This window comes from Pseudomonas cremoris (genome assembly GCF_014230465.1).
Genome location: NZ_JAAXCY010000009.1, coordinates 1 through 25,943 on the forward strand (window position 1 = coordinate 1; position 25,943 = coordinate 25,943).

Annotated in this window: 29 protein-coding genes, 4 tRNA genes and 1 rRNA gene; all 34 read left to right on the forward strand. The window is 54.7% G+C overall.

The window, feature by feature from the left end:
• Positions 1-80, forward strand: a 5S ribosomal RNA gene (gene rrf, locus HF257_RS33800); the annotation flags it as partial.
• 166 nt (positions 81-246) lie between these two features.
• Positions 247-1,206: a bifunctional biotin--[acetyl-CoA-carboxylase] ligase/biotin operon repressor BirA gene (birA, locus tag HF257_RS21560; RefSeq protein WP_185710873.1), complete on the forward strand. Its 960-nt coding sequence runs from the start codon at positions 247-249 to the stop codon at positions 1,204-1,206.
• Positions 1,196-1,945 carry a pantothenate kinase gene (locus HF257_RS21565; protein WP_185710874.1) on the forward strand — a complete coding sequence of 250 codons (750 nt, stop codon included), beginning with the start codon at positions 1,196-1,198 and terminating at the stop codon, positions 1,943-1,945. Before birA ends, HF257_RS21565 begins: the two co-directional genes overlap by 11 nt.
• A gap of 7 nt (positions 1,946-1,952) precedes the next feature.
• Positions 1,953-2,399: a hypothetical protein gene (locus HF257_RS21570; protein ID WP_185710875.1), complete on the forward strand. Its 447-nt coding sequence runs from the start codon at positions 1,953-1,955 to the stop codon at positions 2,397-2,399.
• A 142-nt stretch (positions 2,400-2,541) separates the two neighbouring features.
• Positions 2,542-2,626 (forward strand) — tRNA-Tyr (locus tag HF257_RS21575).
• 24 nt (positions 2,627-2,650) lie between these two features.
• Positions 2,651-2,724: transfer RNA gene (locus tag HF257_RS21580), tRNA-Gly, on the forward strand.
• A 26-nt stretch (positions 2,725-2,750) separates the two neighbouring features.
• Positions 2,751-2,826 (forward strand) — tRNA-Thr (locus HF257_RS21585).
• A gap of 161 nt (positions 2,827-2,987) precedes the next feature.
• Positions 2,988-3,063: transfer RNA gene (locus tag HF257_RS21590), tRNA-Trp, on the forward strand.
• A gap of 45 nt (positions 3,064-3,108) precedes the next feature.
• Positions 3,109-3,477, forward strand: coding sequence for a preprotein translocase subunit SecE (gene secE / locus HF257_RS21595; RefSeq protein ID WP_185710876.1), 369 nt, complete (start codon positions 3,109-3,111; stop codon positions 3,475-3,477).
• 9 nt (positions 3,478-3,486) lie between these two features.
• On the forward strand, positions 3,487-4,020 hold the full coding sequence (nusG, locus tag HF257_RS21600; protein WP_003176436.1) for a transcription termination/antitermination protein NusG: 534 nt from the start codon (positions 3,487-3,489) through the stop codon (positions 4,018-4,020).
• 117 nt (positions 4,021-4,137) lie between these two features.
• Entirely contained in the window at positions 4,138-4,569 is a 432-nt protein-coding gene (rplK, locus tag HF257_RS21605; protein ID WP_003176435.1) for a 50S ribosomal protein L11, read from the forward strand.
• On the forward strand, positions 4,569-5,264 hold the full coding sequence (rplA, locus tag HF257_RS21610) for a 50S ribosomal protein L1 (protein WP_003232403.1): 696 nt from the start codon (positions 4,569-4,571) through the stop codon (positions 5,262-5,264). Before rplK ends, rplA begins: the two co-directional genes overlap by 1 nt.
• 199 nt (positions 5,265-5,463) lie before the next feature.
• Positions 5,464-5,964: a 50S ribosomal protein L10 gene (gene rplJ, locus HF257_RS21615; protein ID WP_016969477.1), complete on the forward strand. Its 501-nt coding sequence runs from the start codon at positions 5,464-5,466 to the stop codon at positions 5,962-5,964.
• A gap of 78 nt (positions 5,965-6,042) precedes the next feature.
• Positions 6,043-6,408, forward strand: coding sequence for a 50S ribosomal protein L7/L12 (rplL, locus tag HF257_RS21620; protein WP_016969476.1), 366 nt, complete (start codon positions 6,043-6,045; stop codon positions 6,406-6,408).
• Between the two features lie 219 nt (positions 6,409-6,627).
• The gene (rpoB, locus tag HF257_RS21625) at positions 6,628-10,701 is read left to right on the forward strand and encodes a DNA-directed RNA polymerase subunit beta (RefSeq protein ID WP_185710877.1); all 4,074 of its coding nucleotides are present in this window, start codon (positions 6,628-6,630) and stop codon (positions 10,699-10,701) included.
• A 64-nt stretch (positions 10,702-10,765) separates the two neighbouring features.
• Positions 10,766-14,965, forward strand: coding sequence for a DNA-directed RNA polymerase subunit beta' (rpoC, locus tag HF257_RS21630; protein ID WP_185710878.1), 4,200 nt, complete (start codon positions 10,766-10,768; stop codon positions 14,963-14,965).
• 216 nt (positions 14,966-15,181) lie between these two features.
• Positions 15,182-15,553: a 30S ribosomal protein S12 gene (gene rpsL, locus HF257_RS21635; protein WP_002555494.1), complete on the forward strand. Its 372-nt coding sequence runs from the start codon at positions 15,182-15,184 to the stop codon at positions 15,551-15,553.
• A 118-nt stretch (positions 15,554-15,671) separates the two neighbouring features.
• On the forward strand, positions 15,672-16,142 hold the full coding sequence (gene rpsG, locus HF257_RS21640) for a 30S ribosomal protein S7 (RefSeq protein ID WP_002555493.1): 471 nt from the start codon (positions 15,672-15,674) through the stop codon (positions 16,140-16,142).
• A gap of 30 nt (positions 16,143-16,172) precedes the next feature.
• Positions 16,173-18,278: an elongation factor G gene (gene fusA, locus HF257_RS21645; protein ID WP_185710879.1), complete on the forward strand. Its 2,106-nt coding sequence runs from the start codon at positions 16,173-16,175 to the stop codon at positions 18,276-18,278.
• A gap of 30 nt (positions 18,279-18,308) precedes the next feature.
• Positions 18,309-19,502 carry an elongation factor Tu gene (gene tuf / locus HF257_RS21650; protein ID WP_135291761.1) on the forward strand — a complete coding sequence of 398 codons (1,194 nt, stop codon included), beginning with the start codon at positions 18,309-18,311 and terminating at the stop codon, positions 19,500-19,502.
• A gap of 158 nt (positions 19,503-19,660) precedes the next feature.
• Positions 19,661-19,972, forward strand: a complete 312-nt coding sequence (rpsJ, locus tag HF257_RS21655) for a 30S ribosomal protein S10 (protein ID WP_003186070.1) — start codon at positions 19,661-19,663, stop codon at positions 19,970-19,972.
• 81 nt (positions 19,973-20,053) lie between these two features.
• Complete coding sequence (gene rplC, locus HF257_RS21660) at positions 20,054-20,689, forward strand: 50S ribosomal protein L3 (RefSeq protein ID WP_003194649.1); 636 nt, start codon at positions 20,054-20,056, stop codon at positions 20,687-20,689.
• 12 nt (positions 20,690-20,701) lie between these two features.
• Complete coding sequence (gene rplD, locus HF257_RS21665; RefSeq protein WP_003176424.1) at positions 20,702-21,304, forward strand: 50S ribosomal protein L4; 603 nt, start codon at positions 20,702-20,704, stop codon at positions 21,302-21,304.
• Positions 21,301-21,600: a 50S ribosomal protein L23 gene (rplW, locus tag HF257_RS21670; protein WP_002555488.1), complete on the forward strand. Its 300-nt coding sequence runs from the start codon at positions 21,301-21,303 to the stop codon at positions 21,598-21,600. The genes rplD and rplW overlap by 4 nt, the downstream gene beginning before the upstream one ends.
• Before the next feature lie 14 nt (positions 21,601-21,614).
• Complete coding sequence (rplB, locus tag HF257_RS21675; protein WP_003186055.1) at positions 21,615-22,439, forward strand: 50S ribosomal protein L2; 825 nt, start codon at positions 21,615-21,617, stop codon at positions 22,437-22,439.
• Between the two features lie 16 nt (positions 22,440-22,455).
• Positions 22,456-22,731, forward strand: a complete 276-nt coding sequence (rpsS, locus tag HF257_RS21680; RefSeq protein WP_002555486.1) for a 30S ribosomal protein S19 — start codon at positions 22,456-22,458, stop codon at positions 22,729-22,731.
• 11 nt (positions 22,732-22,742) lie between these two features.
• Positions 22,743-23,075: a 50S ribosomal protein L22 gene (gene rplV / locus HF257_RS21685; RefSeq protein ID WP_003103908.1), complete on the forward strand. Its 333-nt coding sequence runs from the start codon at positions 22,743-22,745 to the stop codon at positions 23,073-23,075.
• Between the two features lie 13 nt (positions 23,076-23,088).
• A complete protein-coding gene (rpsC, locus tag HF257_RS21690) occupies positions 23,089-23,775 on the forward strand; it encodes a 30S ribosomal protein S3 (protein WP_003176422.1) in 687 nt (228 codons plus the stop codon).
• Positions 23,776-23,787: 12 nt separating this feature from the next.
• On the forward strand, positions 23,788-24,201 hold the full coding sequence (gene rplP, locus HF257_RS21695) for a 50S ribosomal protein L16 (RefSeq protein WP_003176421.1): 414 nt from the start codon (positions 23,788-23,790) through the stop codon (positions 24,199-24,201).
• Positions 24,201-24,392 carry a 50S ribosomal protein L29 gene (gene rpmC, locus HF257_RS21700; protein WP_002555481.1) on the forward strand — a complete coding sequence of 64 codons (192 nt, stop codon included), beginning with the start codon at positions 24,201-24,203 and terminating at the stop codon, positions 24,390-24,392. The genes rplP and rpmC overlap by 1 nt, the downstream gene beginning before the upstream one ends.
• A 2-nt stretch (positions 24,393-24,394) precedes the next feature.
• A complete protein-coding gene (rpsQ, locus tag HF257_RS21705; protein WP_003176419.1) occupies positions 24,395-24,661 on the forward strand; it encodes a 30S ribosomal protein S17 in 267 nt (88 codons plus the stop codon).
• Between the two features lie 23 nt (positions 24,662-24,684).
• On the forward strand, positions 24,685-25,053 hold the full coding sequence (rplN, locus tag HF257_RS21710) for a 50S ribosomal protein L14 (RefSeq protein ID WP_002555479.1): 369 nt from the start codon (positions 24,685-24,687) through the stop codon (positions 25,051-25,053).
• Between the two features lie 11 nt (positions 25,054-25,064).
• Positions 25,065-25,379: a 50S ribosomal protein L24 gene (gene rplX, locus HF257_RS21715; protein ID WP_007896770.1), complete on the forward strand. Its 315-nt coding sequence runs from the start codon at positions 25,065-25,067 to the stop codon at positions 25,377-25,379.
• 22 nt (positions 25,380-25,401) lie between these two features.
• A complete protein-coding gene (gene rplE, locus HF257_RS21720) occupies positions 25,402-25,941 on the forward strand; it encodes a 50S ribosomal protein L5 (RefSeq protein WP_003194642.1) in 540 nt (179 codons plus the stop codon).
• Positions 25,942-25,943: the final 2 nt, after the last annotated feature.

Sequence of the window (25,943 nt, forward strand, 5' to 3'; positions counted from 1 at the left end):
ATCCCGAACTCAGCAGTGAAACGATGCATCGCCGATGGTAGTGTGGGGTTTCCCCATGTGAGAGTAGGTCATCGTCAAGATTAAATTCCAGAACCCCTGATTGCTAACGCAGTCAGGGGTTTTGTTTTGGGCGATCGAAAAGCGTCTGCAGTAATCGTTTCTTCCTACACAGCCAAAGTCTAGCCTTTCTATGCAATGGCCTTGCGCATGGCTATCATGCCTGCCTCATTGTGAGGCGATACTTGTATGCTGACGTTGTTAAATCTACTAAAAGACGGCCGATTCCATTCTGGAGAAGCGCTTGGCGCCGCCTTGGGCGTCAGTCGTAGTGCTGTGTGGAAGCAGCTCCAGCATATTGAGGCAGAGTTGAATTTGCCTATCCATAAAGTCCGAGGAAAGGGCTATCAGCTTGCATCGCCATTAGTATTTTTGAATGCTGAGGCAATTGCATCGAATGCGCCTGCTTTGCCATGGCCTGCTCATATTTCCGACACTATTGACTCCACCAATGCTGAAGCCTTGCGTCTAGTTGACGCAGGTTGCGTACCGCCGTTTCTGGTGCTCGCGGAGCAGCAGACAGCGGGAAGGGGAAGGCGAGGTCGTAAATGGGTCAGTCCATTCGCGCAAAATGTGTACTACAGCCTCGTGTTGCGTATCGAAGGTGGTTTGCGGCAGCTGGAAGGGCTAAGTCTCGTGGTTGGGCTTGCGGTCATGCACGCCCTCCGTGACTTAGGTGTGCAAGGTGCTGCATTGAAGTGGCCTAACGATGTGTTGGTCGGGAATAAAAAAATTGCCGGTATCTTGCTGGAGTTGGTAGGAGATCCCGCTGATATTTGCCACGTTGTCCTTGGGGTTGGTGTCAATGTGAACATGCAGAAGGCGGAGGACGTTGATCAGCAATGGACTTCGGTTTGGCTTGAGACGGGCTTTGCAATTGACCGCAATCATCTGGTCGCGCAACTGGGTGTGCAGTTGCAAGACTATCTGAGTCGACATAAAACCGGTGGTTTCGCCGCGCTCCAGGAGGAGTGGGAACAGAATCACCTTTGGCAGGGGCGGGCTGTATCGCTAATCGCGGGAGCCAACCAGATTGACGGTGATGTACTGGGTGTCGATCATCAAGGCGCGTTGCGTTTGAGTGTTGATGGTGTCGAAAAAATATACAGCGGTGGAGAGTTAAGCCTGAGGTTGCGTGATGATTCTTGAGCTCGACTGTGGGAACAGTTTTATCAAATGGCGCGTGCTTGAGGTTGATGGCGCGCCTGCCTCCTCAGAAGGTGTCGTTAGTTCGGATGCTGCATTGATTGATGGCTTGATCGCCCTTCCTGGATTGTTGCTTACGCGTTGCCGATTGGTCAGTGTCAGGGCGCAGGAGGAGACGGAGCAGTTGGTTGAGGCCCTGGTGAGTGCTTTTGGGGTTTCTGTGTCCTGCGCGGTATCTGCGCGAGAAATGGCCGGCGTGCGTAATGGCTATGATGACTTTGAGCGTCTAGGGCTGGATCGCTGGCTGGCGATGTTGGGTGGGTATAAGTTGGCGTCTGGTGCTTGCCTGGTCCTGGATTTCGGCACGGCGGCAACTGCAGATTTTATTGCTGCCGACGGCGAGCACCTGGGGGGCTTCATCTGCCCGGGATTGCCGCTCATGCGCAATCAGTTGCGTACGCATACCCGGAAGATACGCTACGACGATGCGGCGGCTGAGCGAGCGCTGGAGCGCCTCTTGCCTGGTCATACAACCGTCGAAGCTGTCGAGCGAGGCTGTACTTTGATGTTGAGAGGGTTTGTGTTGACTCAGCTCGAGCTGGCTCGAAGCTACTGGGGGGATGATTTTACTGTTTTCCTGACCGGTGGCGATGCTGATTTGGTATCTGCGGCTGTGCCGCAGGCTCGAATTGTTCCTGACCTGGTTTTCGTTGGATTGGCGATGGCCTGCCCTTTGTTCTGAGGTTCTTATGCGCTGGCTGTTTTTGCTTTTACTCGTTCTGAATGTCTTCTACTACATATGGCATCAGCAAGAAGCGCCGTTGCGTGCCAAAGATGTCACGCCGCTTAGTCTCTACAAGGGTTCTCAGCAAGATATACGCCTTCTGAGTGAGTCGTCTGACGCGGTTGCCCGTAGGGAGCGTGCCAAGGCCTCTGATGGGCAAAATACCTGTCTATATATCGGTGGCTTTACTGATCAGCGTCAGGCACTGTCTGTCGAGCAGCGTCTTACCAGTTTGGATATCAAGGCCAAGGTTCTGTTGCTGAACACGACTGACGCTTCGGGTTATTGGCTTCGTGTGGCCCCTGAAAGCAGGCGCCTGGCTGATGATCTGCCCTTTGAAAACCTTGCTAAGGAATTCAATGAGTTAAAACATAAAATAATGTTGTGCGAAGGCGTTGCAACTCTCGAATAGTTTGCATAGAATGGCGCCCGCTCCGCAGTGATGACCAAGTAGGTCAGCAGCGCGAAGCAATCGTCAATGCAGCTAACCTCATAATTTAAATGAGAAAATGCTTGACAGAAGGTCGGCGTGATGTAAAATGCCGGCTCGCTTAGGAGGGGTTCCCGAGCGGCCAAAGGGATCAGACTGTAAATCTGACGTCTACGACTTCGAAGGTTCGAATCCTTCCCCCTCCACCATTTTTAGCGTGAGCTGCAAGCTCCGCGGGTATAGTTTAGTGGTAGAACCTCAGCCTTCCAAGCTGATGATGCGGGTTCGATTCCCGCTACCCGCTCCAAGTTTGCAGGTTGTGCAAGGTGTTTCGCTCTTGTAGCTCAGTTGGTAGAGCACACCCTTGGTAAGGGTGAGGTCAGCGGTTCAAATCCGCTCAAGAGCTCCATATAACAAGGCAGATATGAAAATATCTGCCTTTGTTTTAACAGCTGCCTCGGCTTGATGGTGTTGTGTCCGGTGTTGAAGTCGGGCGATTTCAAGTCTCTGGGGGTTGGTTGTTGTAAAGTCTTTTTCAGGCCTGCATAATGGTCGGCCTGATTTTGTTTTAGGTCAGTAGCTCAATTGGCAGAGCGACGGTCTCCAAAACCGTAGGTTGGGGGTTCGATTCCCTCCTGACCTGCCAGATTCACGTGGTGTATCTGGCTTTCTTTTCACAGGATCTTCATAGATGACTCCTAAGGCTGAAGCTCAAAGCTCTCGTTTCGATCTGGTTAAGTGGCTCGCAGTAGTCGCTTTGGTGGTCGTAGGCGTTGTTGGCAATCAGTACTATTCTGCTTCGCCGATCCTGTACCGTGTGCTCGCTTTGCTTGTCATTGCTGCTGTAGCTGCTTTTGTAGGCCTGCAGACCGCTAAAGGCAAGTCGTTCGCGGTCCTGGTAAAGGAAGCTCGCACCGAAATTCGTAAAGTCGTTTGGCCGACTCGCCAAGAAACCACGCAGACCACATTGATTGTGGTGGCTGTTGTTCTGGTTATGGCGTTGCTGTTGTGGGGGCTTGATTCCCTGCTCGGCTGGCTTGTTTCCTTGATTGTTGGCTAAGGGTGTCCCGTGGCTAAGCGTTGGTACGTTGTGCATGCTTACTCGGGTTACGAGAAGCATGTTATGCGCTCTTTGCTGGAGCGCGTAAAGCTGGCTGGCATGGAAGATGGCTTCGGCGAAATTCTGGTTCCCACTGAAGAAGTGGTTGAAATGCGGAATGGCCAGAAGCGTAAAAGTGAGCGTAAATTCTTCCCTGGCTATGTGCTGGTTCAGATGGACATGAATGAAGGTACTTGGCACTTGGTCAAGGACACTCCTCGTGTCATGGGTTTTATCGGCGGTACTGCTGATAAGCCCGCTCCTATCACTGACAAAGAAGCAGAAGCAATTTTGCGTCGTGTTGCTGATGGTAGTGACAAGCCTAAGCCGAAGACGTTGTTCGAGCCGGGCGAGGTTGTTCGTGTCACAGATGGTCCGTTTGCTGATTTTAACGGTACTGTCGAAGAAGTTAACTACGAAAAGAGCCGGATCCAAGTGGCGGTGCTCATTTTCGGTCGCTCTACTCCGGTAGAGTTGGAGTTCAGCCAGGTCGAAAAGGTCTAGCTGATCAAGCATCCCAACCCCACAGCCTTAGGCTGTGGGGTTTTGTCGTCACTGGGATAAACGCGCAAGTAACCGGGGAGCCTCTCGAGGCGTTTGAACCCGTAATTGGAGTGCCTCATGGCCAAGAAGATTACCGCTTACATCAAGCTGCAAGTGAAGGCCGCTCAGGCCAACCCAAGTCCACCCGTCGGCCCAGCACTGGGTCAGCACGGCGTGAACATCATGGAATTCTGCAAGGCCTTCAACGCCCGTACTCAGGGTCTTGAGCCAGGTCTGCCGACTCCAGTGATCATCACTGTATACAGCGACCGTAGCTTCACTTTCGAAACCAAGTCGACCCCGGCTTCGGTTCTGCTGAAGAAAGCTGCTGGTCTGACTAGCGGTTCCGCTCGTCCTAACACCGTTAAGGTTGGCACCGTGACTCGTGCTCAGCTGGAAGAAATCGCGAAAACCAAAAACGCGGATCTGACTGCAGCTGATATGGATGCAGCCGTGCGTACCATCGCCGGTTCTGCTCGTAGCATGGGCCTTAACGTGGAGGGTGTGTAATGGCTAAGCTGACCAAGCGCCAAAAGGCTATCGCCGGCAAAATCGAAGCAGGCAAGGCCTACAACTTTGTAGACGCTGCTGCCCTGCTGACCGAGCTGTCGACTGTCAAGTTCAGCGAGTCCGTTGACGTTGCTGTAAACCTGGGCGTAGACCCACGTAAATCCGACCAGGTCGTTCGTAGCGCTACTGTGCTGCCACACGGTACTGGCAAGACTGTACGTGTAGCTGTCTTCACCCAAGGCCCGGCAGCTGAAGCTGCTCTGGCCGCTGGCGCTGATCGCGTTGGCATGGACGACCTGGCTGCCGAAATGAAAGGCGGCGACCTGAACTATGACGTAGTTATTGCTTCCCCGGATGCAATGCGCGTTGTAGGTCAGTTGGGTCAGATCCTCGGTCCACGTGGTCTGATGCCTAACCCTAAAGTCGGCACCGTAACGCCAGACGTAGCTACCGCGGTTAAAAACGCCAAGGCTGGTCAGGTTCGTTATCGCACCGACAAAAACGGCATCATTCACACCTCCGTTGGCAAAGTCGGCTTCGACGCCGTCAAGCTGAAGGAAAACGTTGAAGCCCTGATCGCTGACCTGAAGCGTATCAAGCCAGCTTCCTCGAAAGGTATCTACGTCAAGCGCGTTACCCTGAGCACCACTATGGGCCCAGGTCTGGTCATCGACCAAGGCTCGCTGGACGTATAAGGCACAGATTGGCGTGAGAGATTGCGCCAGTTGAAAAAATTGGGGTCCCTGCCTGGCGGGGGCTATCCAAGACCGTAGGCGACGCAAGTCTTAAACCTCAAGCCTACGCAGATGGTGCTCCCGGTTCCTTACCGAATCAGACACCAAAACGACATCCGGCTCCGGCCAGATGAAACGGTAACAAGCAGGAGTTAAACCCGTGGCAATTAATCTCGAAGACAAGAAGGCCATCGTCGCTGAAGTCAACGAGGCTGCCAAAGCTGCTCTGTCCGCTGTCGTGGCTGATGCCCGTGGTGTGACAGTAGGCGCTATGACCGGACTCCGTAAAGAGGCTCGTGAAGCTGGCGTATACGTACGTGTTGTACGTAACACCCTGCTCAAGCGCGCTGTTGCTGACACTGAATACAGTGTCCTCAACGACGTGTTCACCGGCCCGACTCTGATCGCGTTCTCCAAAGAACATCCAGGCGCTGCTGCCCGTTTGTTCAAAGAGTTCGCCAAGAGTCAGGATAAGTTCGAGATCAAGGCAGCTGCGTTCGAGGGCAAGTTCCTCGCAGCTAACCAAATCGACGTACTGGCAACACTGCCGACCCGCGACGAAGCCATTTCGCAGCTGATGAGCGTGATTCAAGGCGCTACCAGCAAGCTGGCTCGTACTCTGGCCGCAGTTCGCGAGCAAAAAGAAGCTGCCGCAGCCTAAGGCTGAGCAACTTCTCTCGCGTATTTTTGTTTATTTCGATGGCCGAGTAGGCCGTCCCCCAATTCAGGAAATACAGCAATGTCTATCTCCCAAGACGATATCCTCAACGCCGTAGCTGAAATGTCGGTTCTGCAGGTTGTTGAGCTGATCAAAGCTTTCGAAGAAAAATTCGGCGTTTCCGCTGCCGCTGCTTCCGCTGGCCCAGCTGCTGCTGCTGCCGTTGTTGAAGAGCAAACCGAATTCAACGTCATGCTGACCGAAGCTGGCGAGAAGAAAGTAAACGTGATCAAGGCAGTACGTGAACTGACCGGTCTGGGCCTGAAAGAAGCCAAGGCTGTAGTTGACGGCGCTCCTGCCCTGGTTCTGGAAGCTGTTGCCAAAGACGCAGCTGACAAAGCCAAAGCAGTACTGGAAGAAGCAGGCGCTAAAGTCGAGCTGAAGTAAGCATCGACCTTGCGTCTCCAGCCCAAGCGTTAAGCTGAAGGCTGATGGCTGGTGGCTCTTGCCACCGGCCTTTTTCCGTTCTTGGCTGTCGACTCGGTCGCCGCCATTAACGTGCTGTAGCCACCCGATGCGGTGGTGCAAACCATGGGGTTTGCGAGATTTTCTGGCTGCTCCCGTCGGAGGGGCCAAACAAGCAGGTGACCAAGCTGGGGAACGCTGATGGCTTACTCATATACTGAGAAAAAACGTATCCGCAAGGACTTTAGCAAGTTGCCGGACGTCATGGATGTCCCGTACCTTCTGGCTATCCAGCTGGATTCGTATCGTGAATTCTTGCAGGCGGGAGCGACCAAAGATCAGTTCCGCGACGTGGGCCTGCATGCGGCCTTCAAATCCGTTTTCCCGATCATCAGCTACTCCGGCAATGCTGCGCTGGAGTACGTGGGTTATCGCCTGGGCGAACCGGCATTTGATGTCAAAGAATGCGTGTTGCGCGGTGTTACGTACGCCGTACCTTTGCGGGTAAAAGTCCGCCTGATCATTTTCGACAAAGAATCGTCGAACAAAGCGATCAAGGACATCAAAGAGCAAGAAGTCTACATGGGTGAAATCCCACTGATGACTGAAAACGGTACCTTCGTTATCAACGGTACCGAGCGTGTTATCGTTTCCCAGCTGCACCGTTCCCCGGGCGTGTTCTTCGACCACGACCGCGGCAAGACGCACAGCTCCGGTAAACTCCTGTACTCCGCGCGGATCATTCCGTACCGCGGTTCGTGGTTGGACTTCGAGTTCGACCCGAAAGACTGCGTGTTCGTGCGTATCGACCGTCGTCGCAAGCTGCCGGCCTCGGTACTGCTGCGCGCGCTCGGCTATACCACTGAGCAAGTGCTGGACGCCTTCTACACCACCAACGTATTCAGCCTGAAGGATGAAACCCTCAAGCTGGAGCTGATTGCATCGCGTCTGCGTGGTGAAATTGCCGTCTTGGACATCCAGGATGAAAAAGGCAAGGTCATTGTTGAGGCTGGTCGTCGTATTACTGCGCGCCACATCAACCAGATCGAAAAAGCCGGTATCAAAGAGCTGGAAGTACCTCTGGACTACGTCCTGGGTCGTACTACCGCCAAGGTCATCGTTCACCCGGCCACAGGCGAAATCCTGGCTGAGTGCAACACCGAGCTGAACACCGAGATCCTGGCGAAAATCGCCAAGGCCCAGGTTGTTCGCATCGAGACCCTGTACACCAACGATATCGACTGCGGTCCGTTCGTCTCTGACACCTTGAAGATCGACTCCACCAGCAACCAATTGGAAGCGCTGGTCGAGATCTATCGCATGATGCGTCCAGGCGAGCCGCCAACCAAAGACGCTGCCGAGACCCTGTTCAACAACCTGTTCTTCAGCCCTGAGCGCTATGACCTGTCTGCGGTCGGCCGGATGAAGTTCAACCGTCGTATCGGTCGCACCGAGATCGAAGGTTCGGGCGTGCTGTGCAAGGAAGACATCGTTGCGGTACTGAAGACCCTGGTCGACATCCGTAACGGCAAAGGCATCGTCGATGACATCGACCACCTGGGTAACCGTCGTGTTCGCTGCGTAGGCGAAATGGCCGAGAACCAGTTCCGCGTTGGCCTGGTACGTGTTGAGCGTGCGGTCAAAGAGCGTCTGTCGATGGCTGAAAGCGAAGGCCTGATGCCGCAAGACCTGATCAACGCCAAGCCAGTGGCTGCGGCGGTGAAAGAGTTCTTCGGTTCCAGCCAGCTCTCGCAGTTCATGGACCAGAACAACCCGCTCTCCGAGATCACCCACAAGCGCCGTGTATCCGCACTGGGCCCGGGCGGTCTGACCCGTGAGCGTGCAGGCTTTGAAGTTCGTGACGTACACCCGACGCACTACGGCCGTGTTTGCCCGATCGAAACGCCGGAAGGTCCGAACATTGGTCTGATCAACTCCCTGGCCGCCTATGCGCGCACCAACCAGTATGGCTTCCTCGAGAGCCCGTACCGTGTGGTGAAAGACGCTCTGGTCACCGACGAGATCGTATTCCTGTCCGCCATCGAAGAAGCTGATCACGTGATCGCTCAGGCTTCGGCCACGATGAACGACAAGAAAGTCCTGATCGACGAGCTGGTAGCTGTTCGTCACTTGAACGAGTTCACCGTCAAGGCGCCGGAAGACGTCACCTTGATGGACGTATCGCCGAAGCAGGTAGTTTCGGTTGCTGCGTCGCTGATCCCGTTCCTGGAGCACGACGACGCCAACCGTGCGTTGATGGGTTCCAACATGCAGCGTCAAGCTGTACCAACCCTGCGCGCTGACAAGCCGCTGGTAGGTACCGGCATGGAGCGTAACGTAGCCCGTGACTCCGGCGTTTGCGTCGTGGCTCGTCGTGGCGGCGTGATCGACTCCGTTGATGCCAGCCGTATCGTGGTTCGTGTTGCCGATGACGAAGTTGAAACTGGCGAAGCCGGTGTCGACATCTACAACCTGACCAAATACACCCGCTCGAACCAGAACACCTGCATCAACCAGCGTCCGCTGGTGAGCAAGGGTGATCGCGTTCAGCGCAGCGACATCATGGCTGACGGCCCGTCCACCGATATGGGTGAGCTGGCTCTGGGTCAGAACATGCGCATCGCGTTCATGGCATGGAACGGCTTCAACTTCGAAGACTCCATCTGCCTCTCCGAGCGTGTTGTTCAAGAAGACCGTTTCACCACGATCCACATTCAGGAACTGACCTGTGTGGCTCGTGACACCAAGCTTGGGCCAGAGGAAATCACTGCAGACATCCCGAACGTGGGTGAAGCTGCACTGAACAAACTGGACGAAGCCGGTATCGTTTACGTAGGTGCTGAAGTAGGCGCAGGCGACATTCTGGTAGGTAAGGTCACTCCGAAAGGCGAGACCCAACTGACTCCGGAAGAAAAACTGCTGCGTGCCATCTTCGGTGAAAAAGCCAGCGACGTTAAAGACACCTCCCTGCGCGTGCCTACTGGCACCAAAGGTACTGTCATCGACGTACAGGTCTTCACCCGTGACGGCGTTGAGCGTGATGCTCGTGCACTGTCCATCGAGAAGACCCAGCTCGACGAGATCCGTAAGGACCTGAACGAAGAGTTCCGTATCGTTGAAGGCGCGACCTTCGAACGTCTGCGTTCCGCTCTGGTAGGCCACAAGGCTGAAGGCGGCGCAGGTCTGAAGAAAGGTCAGGACATCACCGACGAAATCCTCGACGGTCTTGAGCACGGCCAGTGGTTCAAACTGCGCATGGCTGAAGACGCTCTTAACGAGCAGCTCGAGAAGGCGCAGGCCTACATCGTTGATCGCCGCCGTCTGCTGGACGACAAGTTCGAAGACAAGAAGCGCAAACTGCAGCAGGGCGATGACCTGGCTCCAGGCGTGCTGAAAATCGTCAAGGTTTACCTGGCAATCCGTCGTCGCATCCAGCCGGGCGACAAGATGGCCGGTCGTCACGGTAACAAAGGTGTGGTCTCCGTGATCATGCCGGTTGAAGACATGCCGCACGATGCCAATGGCACCCCGGTCGACGTCGTCCTCAACCCGTTGGGCGTACCTTCGCGTATGAACGTTGGTCAGATCCTCGAAACCCACCTGGGCCTTGCGGCTAAAGGTCTGGGCGAGAAGATCAACCGTATGATCGAAGAGCAGCGCAAGGTTGCTGACCTGCGTAAGTTCCTGCACGAGATCTACAACGAGATCGGCGGTCGCAACGAAGAGCTGGACACCTTCTCCGACCAGGAAATCCTGGATCTGGCGAAGAACCTGCGCGGCGGCGTTCCAATGGCTACCCCGGTGTTCGACGGTGCCAAGGAAAGCGAAATCAAGGCCATGCTGAAACTGGCAGACCTGCCAGAAAGCGGCCAGATGCAGCTGTTCGACGGCCGTACCGGCAACAAGTTTGAGCGCCCGGTTACTGTTGGCTACATGTACATGCTGAAGCTGAACCACTTGGTAGACGACAAGATGCACGCTCGTTCTACCGGTTCGTACAGCCTGGTTACCCAGCAGCCGCTGGGTGGTAAGGCTCAGTTCGGTGGTCAGCGTTTCGGGGAGATGGAGGTCTGGGCACTGGAAGCATACGGTGCTGCTTACACTCTGCAAGAAATGCTCACAGTGAAGTCGGACGATGTGAACGGTCGGACCAAGATGTACAAAAACATCGTGGACGGCGATCACCGTATGGAGCCGGGCATGCCCGAGTCCTTCAACGTGTTGATCAAAGAAATTCGTTCCCTCGGCATCGATATCGATCTGGAAACCGAATAACACGTGACGCGAATCGAGAGCGGGGCTGTTTAGCCCGCTCTCTGCTCCGCCAGGAGGAAAGGCCTTGAAAGACCTACTGAATTTGCTGAAAAACCAGGGTCAAGTCGAAGAGTTCGACGCCATCCGTATTGGATTGGCATCGCCTGAGATGATCCGTTCGTGGTCGTTCGGTGAAGTTAAAAAACCGGAAACCATCAACTACCGTACGTTCAAACCCGAGCGTGACGGCCTGTTCTGCGCCAAGATCTTTGGCCCGGTAAAGGATTACGAGTGCCTGTGCGGTAAGTACAAGCGCTTGAAGCACCGTGGTGTGATCTGCGAGAAGTGCGGCGTTGAAGTTGCGCTGGCTAAAGTTCGTCGTGAGCGCATGGCGCACATCGAACTGGCTTCGCCGGTTGCCCACATCTGGTTCCTGAAATCGCTGCCGTCCCGTATCGGCTTGCTGATGGACATGACCCTGCGTGATATCGAACGCGTTCTCTACTTCGAGAGCTATGTCGTTATCGATCCAGGCATGACCACCCTTGAAAAAGGTCAGTTGCTGAACGACGAGCAGTACTTCGAAGCGCTGGAAGAATTCGGTGACGATTTCGATGCCCGTATGGGTGCCGAGGCTGTCCGCGAACTGCTGCACGCTATCGACCTGGAGCACGAGATTGGCCGCCTGCGCGAAGAGATTCCGCAAACCAACTCCGAAACCAAGATCAAGAAGCTGTCCAAGCGTCTGAAGTTGATGGAAGCCTTCCAGGGCTCCGGAAACTTGCCAGAGTGGATGGTGCTGACCGTTCTGCCGGTTCTGCCGCCAGACCTGCGTCCGCTGGTACCGTTGGACGGTGGTCGTTTTGCGACGTCCGACCTCAACGACCTGTACCGCCGCGTGATCAACCGTAACAACCGCTTGAAGCGCCTGCTTGACCTGTCCGCTCCGGACATCATCGTGCGCAACGAAAAGCGTATGTTGCAAGAAGCTGTCGATGCCTTGCTCGACAACGGCCGTCGTGGCCGCGCTATTACCGGTTCGAACAAGCGTCCTCTGAAATCCTTGGCTGACATGATCAAGGGTAAGCAAGGTCGTTTCCGTCAGAACTTGCTCGGTAAGCGTGTTGACTACTCCGGTCGTTCGGTTATTACCGTAGGCCCGACCCTGCGTCTGCACCAGTGCGGTCTGCCTAAGAAGATGGCACTTGAACTGTTCAAGCCATTCATCTTCGGCAAGCTGGAAATGCGCGGTCTCGCGACCACGATCAAAGCGGCCAAGAAAATGGTCGAGCGCGAACTGCCAGAGGTTTGGGACGTTCTCGCTGAAGTGATCCGCGAACACCCGGTTCTCCTCAACCGTGCGCCGACCCTTCACCGTCTGGGTATCCAAGCGTTTGAACCGGTACTGATCGAAGGTAAGGCTATCCAGCTGCACCCTCTGGTCTGTGCTGCGTACAACGCCGACTTCGACGGCGACCAAATGGCCGTGCACGTACCGCTGACACTGGAAGCCCAGTTGGAAGCGCGTGCGTTGATGATGTCGACCAACAACATCCTGTCGCCAGCCAACGGTGAGCCAATCATCGTTCCGTCGCAGGACGTTGTATTGGGTCTGTACTACATGACGCGTGAAGCGATCAACGCCAAAGGCGAAGGTCGTGTGTTCGCTGACCTGCAAGAAGTTGACCGTGTGTTCCGTGCTGGCGAAGCCGCACTGCACGCCAAGGTCAAAGTGCGGATCAACGAAACCGTCAACGACCGTGATGGCGGCAGCGTGAGCGGCACCCGTATCGTCGACACCACTGTCGGTCGTGCGCTGCTGTATCAAGTTGTACCAAAAGGTCTGTCGTACGACGTCGTCAACCTGCCAATGAAGAAAAAGGCGATCTCCAAGCTGATCAACCAGTGCTACCGCGTGGTTGGTTTGAAAGAGACCGTGATCTTCGCTGACCAGTTGATGTACACCGGTTTTGCTTATTCGACCATCTCCGGCGTTTCCATCGGTGTTAACGACTTCGTTATCCCGGATGAAAAAGCCCGCATCATCAACGCTGCTACTGATGAAGTGAAAGAGATCGAAAGCCAGTACGCCTCCGGCCTGGTAACCCAGGGCGAGAAGTACAACAAGGTAATCGACCTTTGGTCGAAGGCGAACGACGAAGTTTCCAAGGCGATGATGGCCAACCTCTCGAAAGAGAAAGTCATCGACCGTCACGGCGTGGAAGTCGATCAAGAGTCCTTCAACTCGATGTACATGATGGCCGACTCGGGCGCACGGGGTTCTGCTGCGCAGATCCGTCAGCTCGCCGGTATGCGTGGCCTGATGGCCAAGCCGGACGGCTCCATCATCGAAACGCCGATCACTGCGAACTTCCGTGAAGGTTTGAGCGTACTTCAGTACTTCATCTCTACTCACGGTGCTCGTAAAGGCCTTGCGGATACCGCGTTGAAAACCGCTAACTCCGGTTACCTGACTCGTCGTCTGGTAGACGTTGCACAAGATCTGGTTGTAACCGAGATCGATTGCGGCACCGAGCACGGCCTGCTGATGACTCCGCACATTGAAGGCGGGGACGTTGTAGAGCCGCTGGGTGAGCGCGTATTGGGTCGTGTTATTGCCCGTGACGTATTCAAGCCAGGTACCGAGGAAGTTATCGTTCCTGCCGGCACTCTGGTTGACGAGAAGTGGGTCGAGTTCATCGAACTCAACAGCATCGACGAAGTGATCGTTCGCTCGCCGATCAGCTGCGAAACCCGCTACGGCATTTGCGCCAAGTGCTACGGCCGTGACTTGGCTCGTGGTCACCAGGTGAACATCGGTGAAGCGGTCGGCGTTATCGCTGCCCAGTCCATCGGTGAGCCGGGTACCCAGCTGACCATGCGTACGTTCCACATCGGTGGTGCGGCAAGCCGGACCTCCGCAGCCGACAGCGTTCAGGTGAAGAACGGCGGTACCGTCCGCCTGCACAACCTGAAGCACGTTGAGCGAGTGGATGGCCACCTGGTTGCTGTGTCTCGTTCCGGTGAGCTGGCAATCGCTGATGACTACGGTCGTGAGCGTGAGCGTTACAAGCTGCCGTACGGTGCTGTGATCTCGGTTAAAGAAGGTGACAAGGTCGACGCTGGCGCAATAGTGGCCAAGTGGGATCCGCACACCCACCCAATCGTTACCGAAATGAAAGGTACCGTGACCTACGTGGGTATGGAAGAAGGCATCACGATCAAGCGTCAGACTGACGAATTGACCGGTATGACCAACATTGAAGTACTCGACGCGAAAGATCGTCCAGCTGCCGGTAAAGACATCCGTCCTGCCGTGAAGATGGTTGATGACAACGGCAAGGATCTGTTGCTGCCAGGCACTGACGTAATCGCTCAGTACTTCCTGCCAGCCAACGCCCTGGTCGGTGTAGCGGATGGTGCGAAGATCGCGATCGGTGATGTTATCGCGCGTATCCCGCAAGAAACTTCGAAGACCCGTGACATCACCGGTGGTCTGCCGCGTGTTGCCGACTTGTTCGAAGCTCGTCGTCCGAAAGAAGCGTCGATTCTGGCTGAAGTCAGCGGCACCATCGCGTTCGGTAAAGAGACCAAGGGCAAGCGCCGTCTGGTCATTACCCCGAACGACGGTACCGATCCGTATGAAGAGCTGATTCCGAAGTGGCGTCACCTGAACGTGTTCGAAGGCGAACAGGTAAACCGCGGCGAAGTTATCTCCGACGGTCCAAGCGATCCACACGACATCCTGCGTTTGCTGGGTGTGAGTGCGCTGGCCAAGTACATTGTTAACGAGATCCAGGACGTTTACCGCCTGCAAGGCGTGAAGATCAACGATAAACACATCGAGACCATCCTGCGTCAGATGCTGCGTAAAGTTGAAATCGCTGAGTCTGGCGATTCCAGCTTCATCAAGGGCGACCAGATGGAACTGACTCACGTGCTGGTGGAAAACGAGCGCCTGACGAACGAAGAGAAATTCGTTTCCAAGTTCACTCGCGTGCTGCTGGGTATCACCAAGGCGTCGTTGTCCACTGAGTCGTTCATCTCGGCGGCCTCCTTCCAGGAGACCACTCGCGTACTGACCGAAGCAGCGGTAACCGGCAAGCGCGACTACCTGCGCGGCCTGAAAGAAAACGTAGTTGTGGGTCGTTTGATCCCGGCAGGTACCGGTTTGGCCTACCACAGCGAGCGCAAGCGCCGCCGTGATGCAGACAAGCCGCTGCGCGTAAGCGCCAGTGAAGTGGAAGCTGCACTGACCGAAGCGCTGAACTCAAGCGGTAACTGAGTTCTGCGATAAATAAGTCTGGGCCCTGGCAGCCCCATTCGTCGGATCGAGGCAGTTTTGTCCCGGTTCGACGAGAGGGGAGGTCGGGGCCTTGCCTTGACTGGGGACAAGATCCTCTTTAGACTCTTGTACCCCTAAATTTGGCGGGAATTCGTTCCTGCCATTTTGCTTTTCTTGCAAGACAATAGCGTCGCAAGACAACAGTGGAGCTAGTAGATGGCAACTATCAACCAGCTGGTACGTCAGCCGCGTAAGCGTATCGTCGAGAAATCCGACGTACCTGCGCTGCAGAACTGCCCGCAACGTCGTGGCGTATGCACCCGTGTGTATACCACTACGCCGAAAAAACCTAACTCGGCACTGCGTAAAGTATGCCGTGTGCGCCTGACCAACGGTTTCGAGGTTTCCTCGTACATCGGTGGTGAAGGTCACAACCTGCAAGAACACAGCGTGGTACTGATCCGTGGCGGTCGTGTAAAAGACTTGCCAGGTGTTCGTTACCACACCGTACGCGGCTCCTTGGATACTTCCGGCGTTAAAGGTCGTAACCAGGGTCGTTCGAAGTACGGTACCAAGAAGCCTAAGTAGTAGCGGCTTTTTGTAAAACTGAATCATCTTATTTTCTGAGTCGATAAGAGTAAGGTCGGAGGCGTCCCGAAAGGGCACCGATTCCGAGCGAACCTGAAGACCGTTTGAGGGCTTATCCATGCCAAGAAGACGCGTAGCAGCCAAGCGCGAAGTGCTTGACGATCCAAAATACGGAAGCCAAATCCTGGCCAAGTTCATGAACCACGTGATGGAAAGCGGCAAGAAAGCCGTTGCCGAGCGTATCGTTTATGGCGCGCTGGAAAAGGTTAAAGAACGCAAGAACAGCGACCCCCTGGAAATCTTCGAGAAAGCTCTCGACGCCATCGCTCCGCTGGTCGAAGTGAAGTCGCGCCGTGTAGGCGGTGCTACTTACCAGGTTCCGGTTGAAGTTCGCCCGTCCCGTCGTAACGCTCTGGCAATGCGCTGGTTGGTAGACTTCGCCCGTAAGCGCGGCGAGAAGTCTATGGCTCTGCGTTTGGCTGGCGAACTGTTGGACGCTGCTGAAGGTAAAGGTGCTGCTGTTAAGAAGCGTGAAGACGTGCACCGTATGGCTGAAGCTAACAAAGCTTTCTCGCACTACCGCTTCTAATTTTAGCTTCACTAATTTTGCGAGGGCTTTATGGCTCGTACTACTCCGATTAGCCGCTACCGTAACATCGGTATCGTCGCTCACGTGGATGCTGGTAAAACCACCACCACCGAGCGCGTACTGTTTTACACCGGCAAAAGTCACAAAATGGGCGAGGTGCATGACGGCGCCGCGACCACAGACTGGATGGTTCAGGAGCAGGAGCGTGGTATTACCATTACTTCTGCTGCTATTACCGCCTTCTGGAAAGGTTCCGAGAAGCAGTACAAAGATGAGCACCGCTTCAACGTAATCGATACCCCGGGCCACGTAGACTTCACCATTGAAGTAGAACGTTCCCTGCGCGTACTCGATGGCGCTGTCGTTGTGTTCTGCGGTACCTCGGGTGTTGAGCCTCAGTCGGAAACCGTATGGCGTCAAGCCAACAAGTACGGCGTTCCACGTCTTGTTTACGTAAACAAGATGGACCGTGCTGGTGCCAACTTCCTGCGCGTGATCGGTCAGATCAAGCAGCGTCTGGGTCACACTCCGGTGCCAATCCAATTGGCCATCGGTTCCGAAGACAACTTCCAAGGTCAGATCGATCTGATCAACATGGAAGCGGTCTACTGGAATGACGCCGACAAGGGTATGGTTCCTGTTCGCAAGCCTATCCCTGCCGAGCTTCAAGAGCTGGCTGACGAGTGGCGCAACAACATGGTTGAGGCTGCTGCCGAAGCCAACGAAGAGCTGATGAACAAGTACCTCGAAGGTGAAGAACTCACCAACGTGGAAATCAAGGCCGCTCTGCGTCAGCGTACTATCGCTGGTGAAATCGTCTTGGCTGTTTGCGGTTCTTCCTTCAAGAACAAGGGTGTTCCCCTGGTTCTCGACGCCGTTATCGACTTCCTGCCTGCTCCAACCGACATTCCTGCTATCAAGGGTACCAACCCTGATAACGAGGAAGAAGAGATGGAGCGTCATGCTGACGACAGCGAGCCGTTCTCGGCTCTGGCGTTCAAGATCGCTACCGACCCATTCGTGGGTACTTTGACCTTCGTCCGTGTTTACTCGGGCGTGTTGGCATCCGGCGACGGCGTGATCAACTCGGTTAAAGGCAAGAAAGAGCGCGTGGGTCGTATGGTGCAAATGCACGCAAACGCCCGTGAAGAGATCAAGGAAGTACGCGCTGGTGACATCGCGGCCCTGATCGGCATGAAGGACGTCACCACTGGTGAAACCTTATGCGACGCTGCCAAGCCAATCATCCTGGTTCGTATGGACTTCCCGGAGCCGGTTATCTCGGTTGCCGTTGAGCCTAAGACCAAGGATGACCAGGAAAAAATGGGTATCGCTCTGGGCAAGCTTGCTCAGGAAGATCCATCTTTCCGCGTTAAAACTGATGAAGAGACTGGTCAGACGATCATCTCCGGCATGGGCGAGTTGCACCTGGACATCCTGGTTGATCGGATGCGCCGTGAGTTCAACGTCGAAGCCAACATCGGTAAGCCTCAGGTTTCCTATCGTGAGCGCATCACGAAGAACTGTGAAATCGAAGGCAAGTTCGTTCGTCAGTCCGGCGGTCGTGGTCAGTTCGGTCACTGCTGGATCCGTTTTGCTCCTGCTGACGAAGGTCAGGAAGGTCTGCAATTCGTGAACGAAGTAGTTGGTGGTGTGGTTCCTAAGGAATACATCCCGGCTATCCAGAAGGGCATCGAAGAGCAGATGAAGAACGGTGTTGTTGCCGGCTATCCGCTGATCGGCCTGAAAGCAACCGTTTTTGACGGTTCTTACCACGACGTCGACTCCAACGAGATGGCGTTTAAGGTGGCTGCCTCCATGGCAACCAAGCAACTGGCCCAGAAGGGCGGTGGTGAGTTGCTTGAGCCGATCATGGCGGTAGAAGTTGTTACACCTGAAGACTATATGGGTGATGTCATGGGCGACCTTAACCGTCGTCGCGGCATGATCTTGGGTATGGAAGACACGGTTTCCGGCAAAGTGATTCGCGCCGAGGTTCCGTTGGGTGAGATGTTCGGTTATGCGACCGACGTTCGCTCCATGTCCCAGGGTCGCGCAAGCTACTCTATGGAATTCAAAAAATACAACACAGCTCCGGCGCACATCGCTGAAACTGTATCCAAAAAACAAGGCTGATTCAGTCCTTTAGGCAAGGAGTTAATTGTCGTGGCTAAAGAAAAATTTGATCGTTCCCTACCGCACGTAAACGTTGGCACTATCGGCCACGTTGACCACGGTAAAACCACTCTGACCGCAGCTCTGACTCGCGTCTGCTCCGAAGTTTTCGGTTCCGCAGTCGTTGATTTCGATAAAATCGACAGCGCTCCAGAAGAAAAAGCTCGTGGTATCACCATCAACACCGCGCACGTAGAGTACAACTCTTCGATTCGTCACTACGCTCACGTTGACTGCCCAGGTCACGCTGACTACGTGAAGAACATGATCACTGGTGCTGCCCAGATGGACGGCGCGATCCTGGTTTGCTCGGCTGCCGATGGTCCGATGCCACAGACTCGTGAGCACATCCTGCTGTCCCGTCAGGTAGGCGTTCCGTACATCGTGGTTTTCCTGAACAAGGCTGACCTGGTAGACGACGCTGAGCTGCTGGAACTGGTTGAGATGGAAGTGCGCGATCTGCTGAGCACTTACGACTTCCCAGGCGACGACACTCCGATCATCATCGGTTCTGCTCGTATGGCTCTGGAAGGCAAAGACGACAACGAAATGGGTACCACCGCTGTTAAGCGTCTGGTAGAAACTCTGGACAGCTACATCCCAGAGCCAGTTCGTCTGACTGACAAGCCGTTCCTGATGCCAATCGAAGACGTATTCTCGATCTCTGGTCGTGGTACCGTTGTTACCGGTCGTATCGAGCGCGGTATCGTTCGCGTTCAAGATCCGCTGGAAATCGTTGGTCTGCGTGACACCACCACCACCACCTGCACCGGTGTTGAAATGTTCCGCAAACTGCTCGACGAAGGTCGTGCTGGCGAGAACTGCGGCGTTCTGCTGCGTGGTACCAAGCGTGACGACGTTGAGCGTGGCCAGGTTCTGGTTAAGCCAGGTTCGGTTAAGCCGCACACCAAGTTCACCGCAGAAGTTTACGTTCTGAGCAAAGAAGAAGGCGGTCGTCACACTCCGTTCTTCAAAGGCTACCGTCCTCAGTTCTACTTCCGTACTACTGACGTGACTGGTAACTGCCAGCTGCCAGAAGGCGTTGAAATGGTAATGCCAGGCGATAACATCCAAATGGAAGTTACCCTGATCAAAACCATCGCAATGGAAGACGGTCTGCGCTTCGCTATCCGTGAAGGCGGCCGTACCGTTGGTGCTGGTGTTGTAGCTAAAATCATCGAGTAATTATCTCTTTTGAGATAGCTCGGTTTTTTGAGAAGGCCCCCGCTTAGCGGGGGCCTTTTTTATTGGGTTGACACCTATCTGGGGCGTCTATAGAATTGCGCCTCCTTTTAACGGGCGTATTGCGCTCGCTGGGAATAGCAGCCGGAGTCTGAAATCCAATGCAAAATCAGCAAATCCGTATCAGGTTGAAGGCTTTTGACCATCGCCTGATCGACCAATCCACCCAGGAAATCGTGGAAACCGCGAAACGTACTGGTGCTCAAGTGCGTGGTCCAATTCCACTGCCTACCCGTAAAGAGCGGTTCACCGTTCTGGTCTCTCCGCACGTCAACAAAGACGCGCGTGACCAGTACGAGATCCGTACTCATAAGCGCGTACTGGACATCGTCCAGCCAACGGATAAAACCGTTGATGCACTTATGAAGCTTGATCTGGCGGCCGGTGTGGAAGTACAGATCAGCCTCGGCTAAGACTTGGGTCTTAGTCGTGTAACGCTCTGAAATGGGCGGCCATAGCGGGTGAAAGCCCCGTACACTCATGAGGTTTACAACATGACTATTGGTGTAGTCGGTCGTAAATGCGGTATGACCCGTATTTTCACCGAAGAAGGTGTCTCCATTCCGGTCACGGTCATTGAGATCGAGCCGAATCGCGTCACCCAGTTCAAAACTGAAGAAACCGATGGCTATCGTGCAGTGCAAGTCACTGTCGGCGAGCGTCGTGCTTCGCGTGTGACTGCTGCTCAAGCAGGTCACTTCGCTAAAGCAAACGTTGCAGCTGGTCGCACTGTTATGGAGTTCCGTCTTGAAGATGGCGACTACCAGGCTGGCGATCTGATCAACGCTGAAATCTTTGCCGCTGGTCAACTGGTTGATGTAACCGGTCAGTCCAAGGGTAAAGGCTTCCAGGGTACGATCAAGCGTTGGAATTTCCGTGGCCAAGACAACACTCACGGTAACTCCGTTTCCCACCGCGTCCCGGGCTCTATTGGCCAGTGCCAGACTCCTGGTCGTGTATTCAAGGGCAAAAAAATGTCCGGTCATATGGGCGCTGAGCGCGTGACCGTGCAGTCCCTCGAAGTAGTGCGCGTCGACGCTGAACGCAATCTGTTGTTGGTCAAGGGTGCTGTTCCTGGCGCTACTGGCGGCAACCTGGTTGTACGTCCAGCGGCCAAGGCTCGCGGTTAAGGGGAAGCTGACATGCAATTAAATGTAAATGACGCTCAAGCGATCGAAGTTTCCGAACTGACATTTGGCGGCGAATTCAACGAGACGCTGGTTCACCAAGCAGTCGTGGCCTACATGGCCGGCGGCCGTCAAGGTAGCAAGCAGCAAAAGACCCGTTCCGACGTACGTGGTGGCGGTAAGCGCCCTTGGCGTCAGAAAGGCACTGGCCGTGCTCGTGCCGGTACTATCCGTAGCCCAATCTGGCGTGGCGGCGGTACCACTTTCGCAGCTCGTCCACAGGATCACTCTCAGAAGCTCAACAAGAAGATGTATCGCGCAGCTCTGCGCTCCATCCTTGCTGAACTCGTGCGTACTGATCGTCTGGTCGTGGTTCAGGACTTCGCTGTTGAAAGTCCAAAAACCAAAGATCTGCTGGGCAAACTGAACAACATGAGCCTGACCGATGTTTTGATCGTGTCTGAAGCTGTTGATCAGAACCTGTACCTGGCTGCTCGCAACCTGCCACACGTTGATGTGCGTGACGTGCAAGGTTCCGATCCAGTTAGTCTGATCGCATACGACAAGGTGTTGATCACCGTGTCGGCCGTGAAGAAATTCGAGGAGCTGCTGGGATGAACCAGGAACGCGTATTTAAAGTTCTGCTTGGCCCGCACGTTTCCGAAAAGGCTACGGTTCTGGCTGACAAGAAAGGCCAGTTCGTTTTCAAGGTTGCAACTGACGCAACCAAGCTGGAAATCAAGAAGGCCGTCGAAAGCCTGTTCAGCGTGAAAGTAGAGCGTGTTACTACCCTGAATGTTCTGGGTAAGAGCAAGCGCACTGCTCGCGGTCTGGGCAAGCGTAATGACTGGAAGAAGGCAGTTATCTCCCTTCAGCCAGGCCAAGATCTCGATTTCAGCAGCAGTGCTGAGTAAGGAAGGGGTGCATCATGGCAATCGTTAAATGCAAACCGACTTCCCCTGGCCGCCGTTTTGTGGTCAAGGTGGTCAACCAGGAGCTGCATAAAGGCGCTCCTCACGCACCGCTGCTCGAGAAAAAATCGAAGTCTGGTGGTCGTAACAACAATGGTCGTATTACCACTCGTCACATCGGTGGTGGCCATAAGCAGCATTATCGTCTGGTCGACTTCCGTCGCAACGACAAAGATGGCATCGCTGCCACTGTCGAGCGTATCGAATACGATCCAAACCGTACTGCTCACATCGCTCTGCTGCTGTACGCAGATGGCGAGCGTCGCTACATCATCGCCCCTAAAGGCGTGAGCGCTGGCGACCAGCTGATCGCAGGTGCCCTGGCACCGATCAAGCCGGGCAACGCTCTGCAACTGCGTAACATTCCAGTTGGTAGCACCGTACACGGCATCGAATTGAAGCCAGGTAAAGGCGCGCAAATCGCTCGTTCTGCTGGTGCTTCGGCTCAGCTGATCGCTCGTGAAGGTGTCTACGTGACCCTGCGTCTGCGTTCTGGTGAGATGCGTAAAGTGCTGGCTGAATGCCGCGCGACCCTGGGCGAAGTCTCGAACTCCGAGCACAGCCTGCGTTCGCTGGGTAAAGCTGGTGCCAAACGCTGGCGTGGCGTTCGCCCAACCGTTCGTGGTGTTGCCATGAACCCGGTTGACCACCCACACGGTGGTGGTGAAGGTCGTACCTCTGGTGGTCGTCATCCGGTATCGCCATGGGGCTTCCCGACTAAGGGCGCGAAGACTCGTGGTAATAAGCGTACCGACAAAATGATCGTCCGTCGTCGCAAGTAAATAGAGGGATACGACAGTGCCACGTTCTCTGAAAAAAGGTCCTTTTATTGATCTTCACCTACTGAAGAAGATCGAAGTGGCGGCGGAAAAGAACGATCGCAAACCAGTTAAGACCTGGTCGCGTCGTTCGATGATCCTGCCACAAATGGTCGGTCTGACCATCGCAGTACACAACGGTCGTCAACACGTCCCAGTTCTCGTTAACGAAGACATGGTCGGCCACAAACTGGGCGAGTTTGCCGGTACCCGCACTTATCGTGGGCACGTGGCAGACAAGAAAGCCAAGCGTTAAGGGGTTAGGAAATGGAAGTAGCCGCTAAGTTGTCGGGCGCTCGAATCTCCGCCCAGAAAGCCCGCTTGGTCGCCGACCAGATCCGCGGGAAGAAGGTGGGCGAAGCGCTCAACCTGTTGGCTTTCAGCAGTAAGAAAGCCGCCGAGATCATGAAGAAAGTGCTGGAGTCGGCCGTAGCCAACGCCGAGCATAACGAAGGCGCAGACGTTGATGACCTGAAGGTCAGCACCGTTTTCGTCAACGAAGGGCGTTCGCTGAAGCGCATCATGCCACGTGCCAAAGGCCGTGCTGATCGCATCGTCAAGCGGTCTTGCCATATCACTGTCAAGGTTGCTGACAAGTAACGGAGTCGAAGAGATGGGTCAGAAAGTACATCCCATTGGCATTCGCCTGGGAATCGTCAAGGAGCACACCTCCGTCTGGTACGCAGACGGTCGGACTTATGCGGACTACTTGTTCGCTGATCTGAAGGTGCGTGAGTATCTCCAAGACAAACTAAAAAGCGCGTCCGTAAGCCGTATCGATATCCATCGTCCGGCCCAAACTGCACGTATCACCATCCACACCGCTCGTCCAGGTATCGTTATCGGGAAGAAAGGTGAAGATGTTGAGAAACTGCGTCAGGACCTGACCAAGCAAATGGGTGTGCCTGTGCACATCAATATCGAAGAGATCCGTAAGCCGGAGCTCGACGGTATGCTGGTTGCGCAGAGCGTAGCTCAGCAGCTGGAGCGTCGCGTAATGTTCCGTCGCGCTATGAAACGCGCCGTACAGAACGCCATGCGCATTGGTGCCAAAGGCATCAAAATCCAAGTGAGCGGTCGTCTCGGCGGTGCTGAAATCGCACGTACTGAATGGTATCGCGAAGGTCGTGTGCCACTGCACACCCTGCGTGCCGACATCGACTATGCCAACTACGAAGCTCACACCACTTACGGTGTGATCGGTGTAAAGGTTTGGATCTTCAAAGGCGAAGTAATTGGTGGTCGCCAAGAAGAACTGAAACCACAAGCACCAGCGCCTCGTAAAAAAGCTGCTAAGTAAGGGGTACGCCAAATGTTGCAACCTAAGCGTACGAAGTTCCGCAAGCAGATGACAGGCCACAACCGTGGTCTGGCTCAGCGCGGTAGCAAAGTCAGCTTCGGCGAGTTCGCGCTGAAGTCTGTAGCTCGTGGTCGTCTCACCGCTCGTCAGATCGAGTCAGCGCGTCGTGCTCTGACCCGTCACGTAAAACGTGGCGGCAAGATCTGGATCCGTGTATTCCCGGACAAGCCGATCTCCAAGAAGCCTCTCGAAGTGCGGATGGGTAAAGGTAAGGGTAACGTGGAATACTGGGTAGCCCAGATTCAGCCAGGCAAAGTCCTGTATGAAATCGAGGGTGTTTCTGAAGAGCTGGCGCGTGAGGCTTTCGCCCTGGCTGCTGCAAAGCTGCCGCTCGCCACCTCCTTTGTTAAACGGACGGTGATGTGATGAAAGCGAATGAACTTCGTGAAAAATCCGCACAGCAGCTGAACGAGCAACTGCTCGGCTTGCTGCGCGACCAGTTCAATCTGCGTATGCAGAAAGCAACTGGCCAGTTGGGGCAGTCTCATCTGCTCTCGCAAGTTAAGCGTGACATCGCTCGCGTGAAGACTGTGCTCAACCAGCAGGCAGGTAAGTGATCATGGCTGAAGCCGAAAAGACTGTCCGTACGCTGACTGGCCGTGTTGTCAGCGACAAGATGGACAAAACCATCACCGTTTTGATCGAGCGTCGCGTTAAGCACCCGATCTACGGTAAATATGTTAAGCGTTCGACTAAGCTGCACGCGCACGACGAAACCAATCAGTGCCACATCGGCGACAAGGTCACTATTCGTGAAACTCGTCCGCTGGCCAAGACCAAGTCTTGGGCACTGGTTGATGTTCTCGAACGCGCTGTGGAAGTCTAAGGACTAGGGGTCGGAGAAATTATATGATTCAGACTCAATCCATGCTCGATGTGGCCGATAACAGCGGCGCTCGCCGTGTTATGTGCATCAAGGTGCTGGGTGGCTCCCATCGTCGTTACGCTGGTATCGGTGACATCATCAAAGTTACCGTCAAGGAAGCAATTCCTCGCGGTAAAGTGAAAAAAGGCCAAGTGATGACTGCTGTTGTAGTCCGCACTCGTCACGGCGTACGTCGTGCTGATGGCTCCATTATCCGCTTTGATGGCAACGCTGCTGTTCTTCTGAACAACAAGCAAGAGCCGATCGGCACCCGTATCTTTGGGCCAGTGACCCGTGAACTTCGTACTGAGAAGTTCATGAAGATCGTCTCGCTCGCCCCAGAAGTGCTGTAAGGAGATCCGACATGCAAAAGATTCGTCGTGACGACGAGATCATCGTGATCGCCGGCAAAGACAAAGGTAAGCGCGGTAAGGTGCTGAAGGTTCTCGCTGATGACCGTCTGGTCGTTGGTGGTCTGAACCTGGTCAAGCGTCATACCAAGCCTAACCCGATGTCGGGCGTACAGGGCGGTATCGTCGAGAAAGAAGCGCCACTGCACGCTTCTAACGTCGCCATCTTCAACGGCGAAACCAACAAGGCTGACCGCGTTGGTTTCAAAGTAGAAGACGGTAAGAAAATTCGTGTCTTCAAGTCGACCCAAAAAGCGGTTGATGCTTGAACACTGCTAGGTAGATAAGACCATGGCACGACTACAAGAGATTTACCGGAAGGAAATCGCCCCCAAGCTTAAGGAAGAACTTAAGCTCGGGAACGTGATGGAAGTTCCGCGCGTCACCAAAATCACCCTGAACATGGGTCTGGGCGAAGCGATCGGCGACAAAAAAGTCATCGAGCACGCTGTTGCTGACCTGGAAAAGATCACCGGCCAGAAAGTCGTTGTGACCTACGCTCGGAAATCCATCGCTGGCTTTAAAGTCCGTGAAGGTTGGCCGATCGGCGTCAAAGTGACCCTGCGCCGTGAGCGTATGTACGAATTCCTGGATCGTCTGCTGTCGATCTCCCTGCCTCGGGTCCGCGACTTCCGCGGCCTGAATGCCAAGTCCTTCGATGGTCGTGGTAACTACAGCATGGGCGTGAAAGAGCAGATCATCTTCCCGGAAATCGACTACGACAAGATCGATGCTCTCCGCGGTCTGGACATCACCCTGACCACCACTGCCAAGAACGATGATGAAGGTCGCGCCCTGTTGCGTGCTTTCAAATTCCCGTTCCGCAACTGATT

What these genes read in the sequence shown, in the direction of transcription:
- birA (WP_185710873.1), top strand. Translation starts at nt 247, where the DNA reads ATGCTGACGTTGTTAAATCTACTAAAAGACGGCCGATTCCATTCTGGA.
- HF257_RS21565 (WP_185710874.1), top strand. Translation starts at nt 1,196, where the DNA reads ATGATTCTTGAGCTCGACTGTGGGAACAGTTTTATCAAATGGCGCGTG.
- HF257_RS21570 (WP_185710875.1), top strand. Translation starts at nt 1,953, where the DNA reads ATGCGCTGGCTGTTTTTGCTTTTACTCGTTCTGAATGTCTTCTACTAC.
- secE (WP_185710876.1), top strand. Translation starts at nt 3,109, where the DNA reads ATGACTCCTAAGGCTGAAGCTCAAAGCTCTCGTTTCGATCTGGTTAAG.
- rplK (WP_003176435.1), top strand. Translation starts at nt 4,138, where the DNA reads ATGGCCAAGAAGATTACCGCTTACATCAAGCTGCAAGTGAAGGCCGCT.
- rplA (WP_003232403.1), top strand. Translation starts at nt 4,569, where the DNA reads ATGGCTAAGCTGACCAAGCGCCAAAAGGCTATCGCCGGCAAAATCGAA.
- rplL (WP_016969476.1), top strand. Translation starts at nt 6,043, where the DNA reads ATGTCTATCTCCCAAGACGATATCCTCAACGCCGTAGCTGAAATGTCG.
- rpoB (WP_185710877.1), top strand. Translation starts at nt 6,628, where the DNA reads ATGGCTTACTCATATACTGAGAAAAAACGTATCCGCAAGGACTTTAGC.
- rpsL (WP_002555494.1), top strand. Translation starts at nt 15,182, where the DNA reads ATGGCAACTATCAACCAGCTGGTACGTCAGCCGCGTAAGCGTATCGTC.
- rpsG (WP_002555493.1), top strand. Translation starts at nt 15,672, where the DNA reads ATGCCAAGAAGACGCGTAGCAGCCAAGCGCGAAGTGCTTGACGATCCA.
- fusA (WP_185710879.1), top strand. Translation starts at nt 16,173, where the DNA reads ATGGCTCGTACTACTCCGATTAGCCGCTACCGTAACATCGGTATCGTC.
- rpsJ (WP_003186070.1), top strand. Translation starts at nt 19,661, where the DNA reads ATGCAAAATCAGCAAATCCGTATCAGGTTGAAGGCTTTTGACCATCGC.
- rplC (WP_003194649.1), top strand. Translation starts at nt 20,054, where the DNA reads ATGACTATTGGTGTAGTCGGTCGTAAATGCGGTATGACCCGTATTTTC.
- rplD (WP_003176424.1), top strand. Translation starts at nt 20,702, where the DNA reads ATGCAATTAAATGTAAATGACGCTCAAGCGATCGAAGTTTCCGAACTG.
- rplW (WP_002555488.1), top strand. Translation starts at nt 21,301, where the DNA reads ATGAACCAGGAACGCGTATTTAAAGTTCTGCTTGGCCCGCACGTTTCC.
- rplB (WP_003186055.1), top strand. Translation starts at nt 21,615, where the DNA reads ATGGCAATCGTTAAATGCAAACCGACTTCCCCTGGCCGCCGTTTTGTG.
- rplV (WP_003103908.1), top strand. Translation starts at nt 22,743, where the DNA reads ATGGAAGTAGCCGCTAAGTTGTCGGGCGCTCGAATCTCCGCCCAGAAA.
- rpsC (WP_003176422.1), top strand. Translation starts at nt 23,089, where the DNA reads ATGGGTCAGAAAGTACATCCCATTGGCATTCGCCTGGGAATCGTCAAG.
- rplP (WP_003176421.1), top strand. Translation starts at nt 23,788, where the DNA reads ATGTTGCAACCTAAGCGTACGAAGTTCCGCAAGCAGATGACAGGCCAC.
- rpmC (WP_002555481.1), top strand. Translation starts at nt 24,201, where the DNA reads ATGAAAGCGAATGAACTTCGTGAAAAATCCGCACAGCAGCTGAACGAG.
- rpsQ (WP_003176419.1), top strand. Translation starts at nt 24,395, where the DNA reads ATGGCTGAAGCCGAAAAGACTGTCCGTACGCTGACTGGCCGTGTTGTC.
- rplN (WP_002555479.1), top strand. Translation starts at nt 24,685, where the DNA reads ATGATTCAGACTCAATCCATGCTCGATGTGGCCGATAACAGCGGCGCT.
- rplX (WP_007896770.1), top strand. Translation starts at nt 25,065, where the DNA reads ATGCAAAAGATTCGTCGTGACGACGAGATCATCGTGATCGCCGGCAAA.
- rplE (WP_003194642.1), top strand. Translation starts at nt 25,402, where the DNA reads ATGGCACGACTACAAGAGATTTACCGGAAGGAAATCGCCCCCAAGCTT.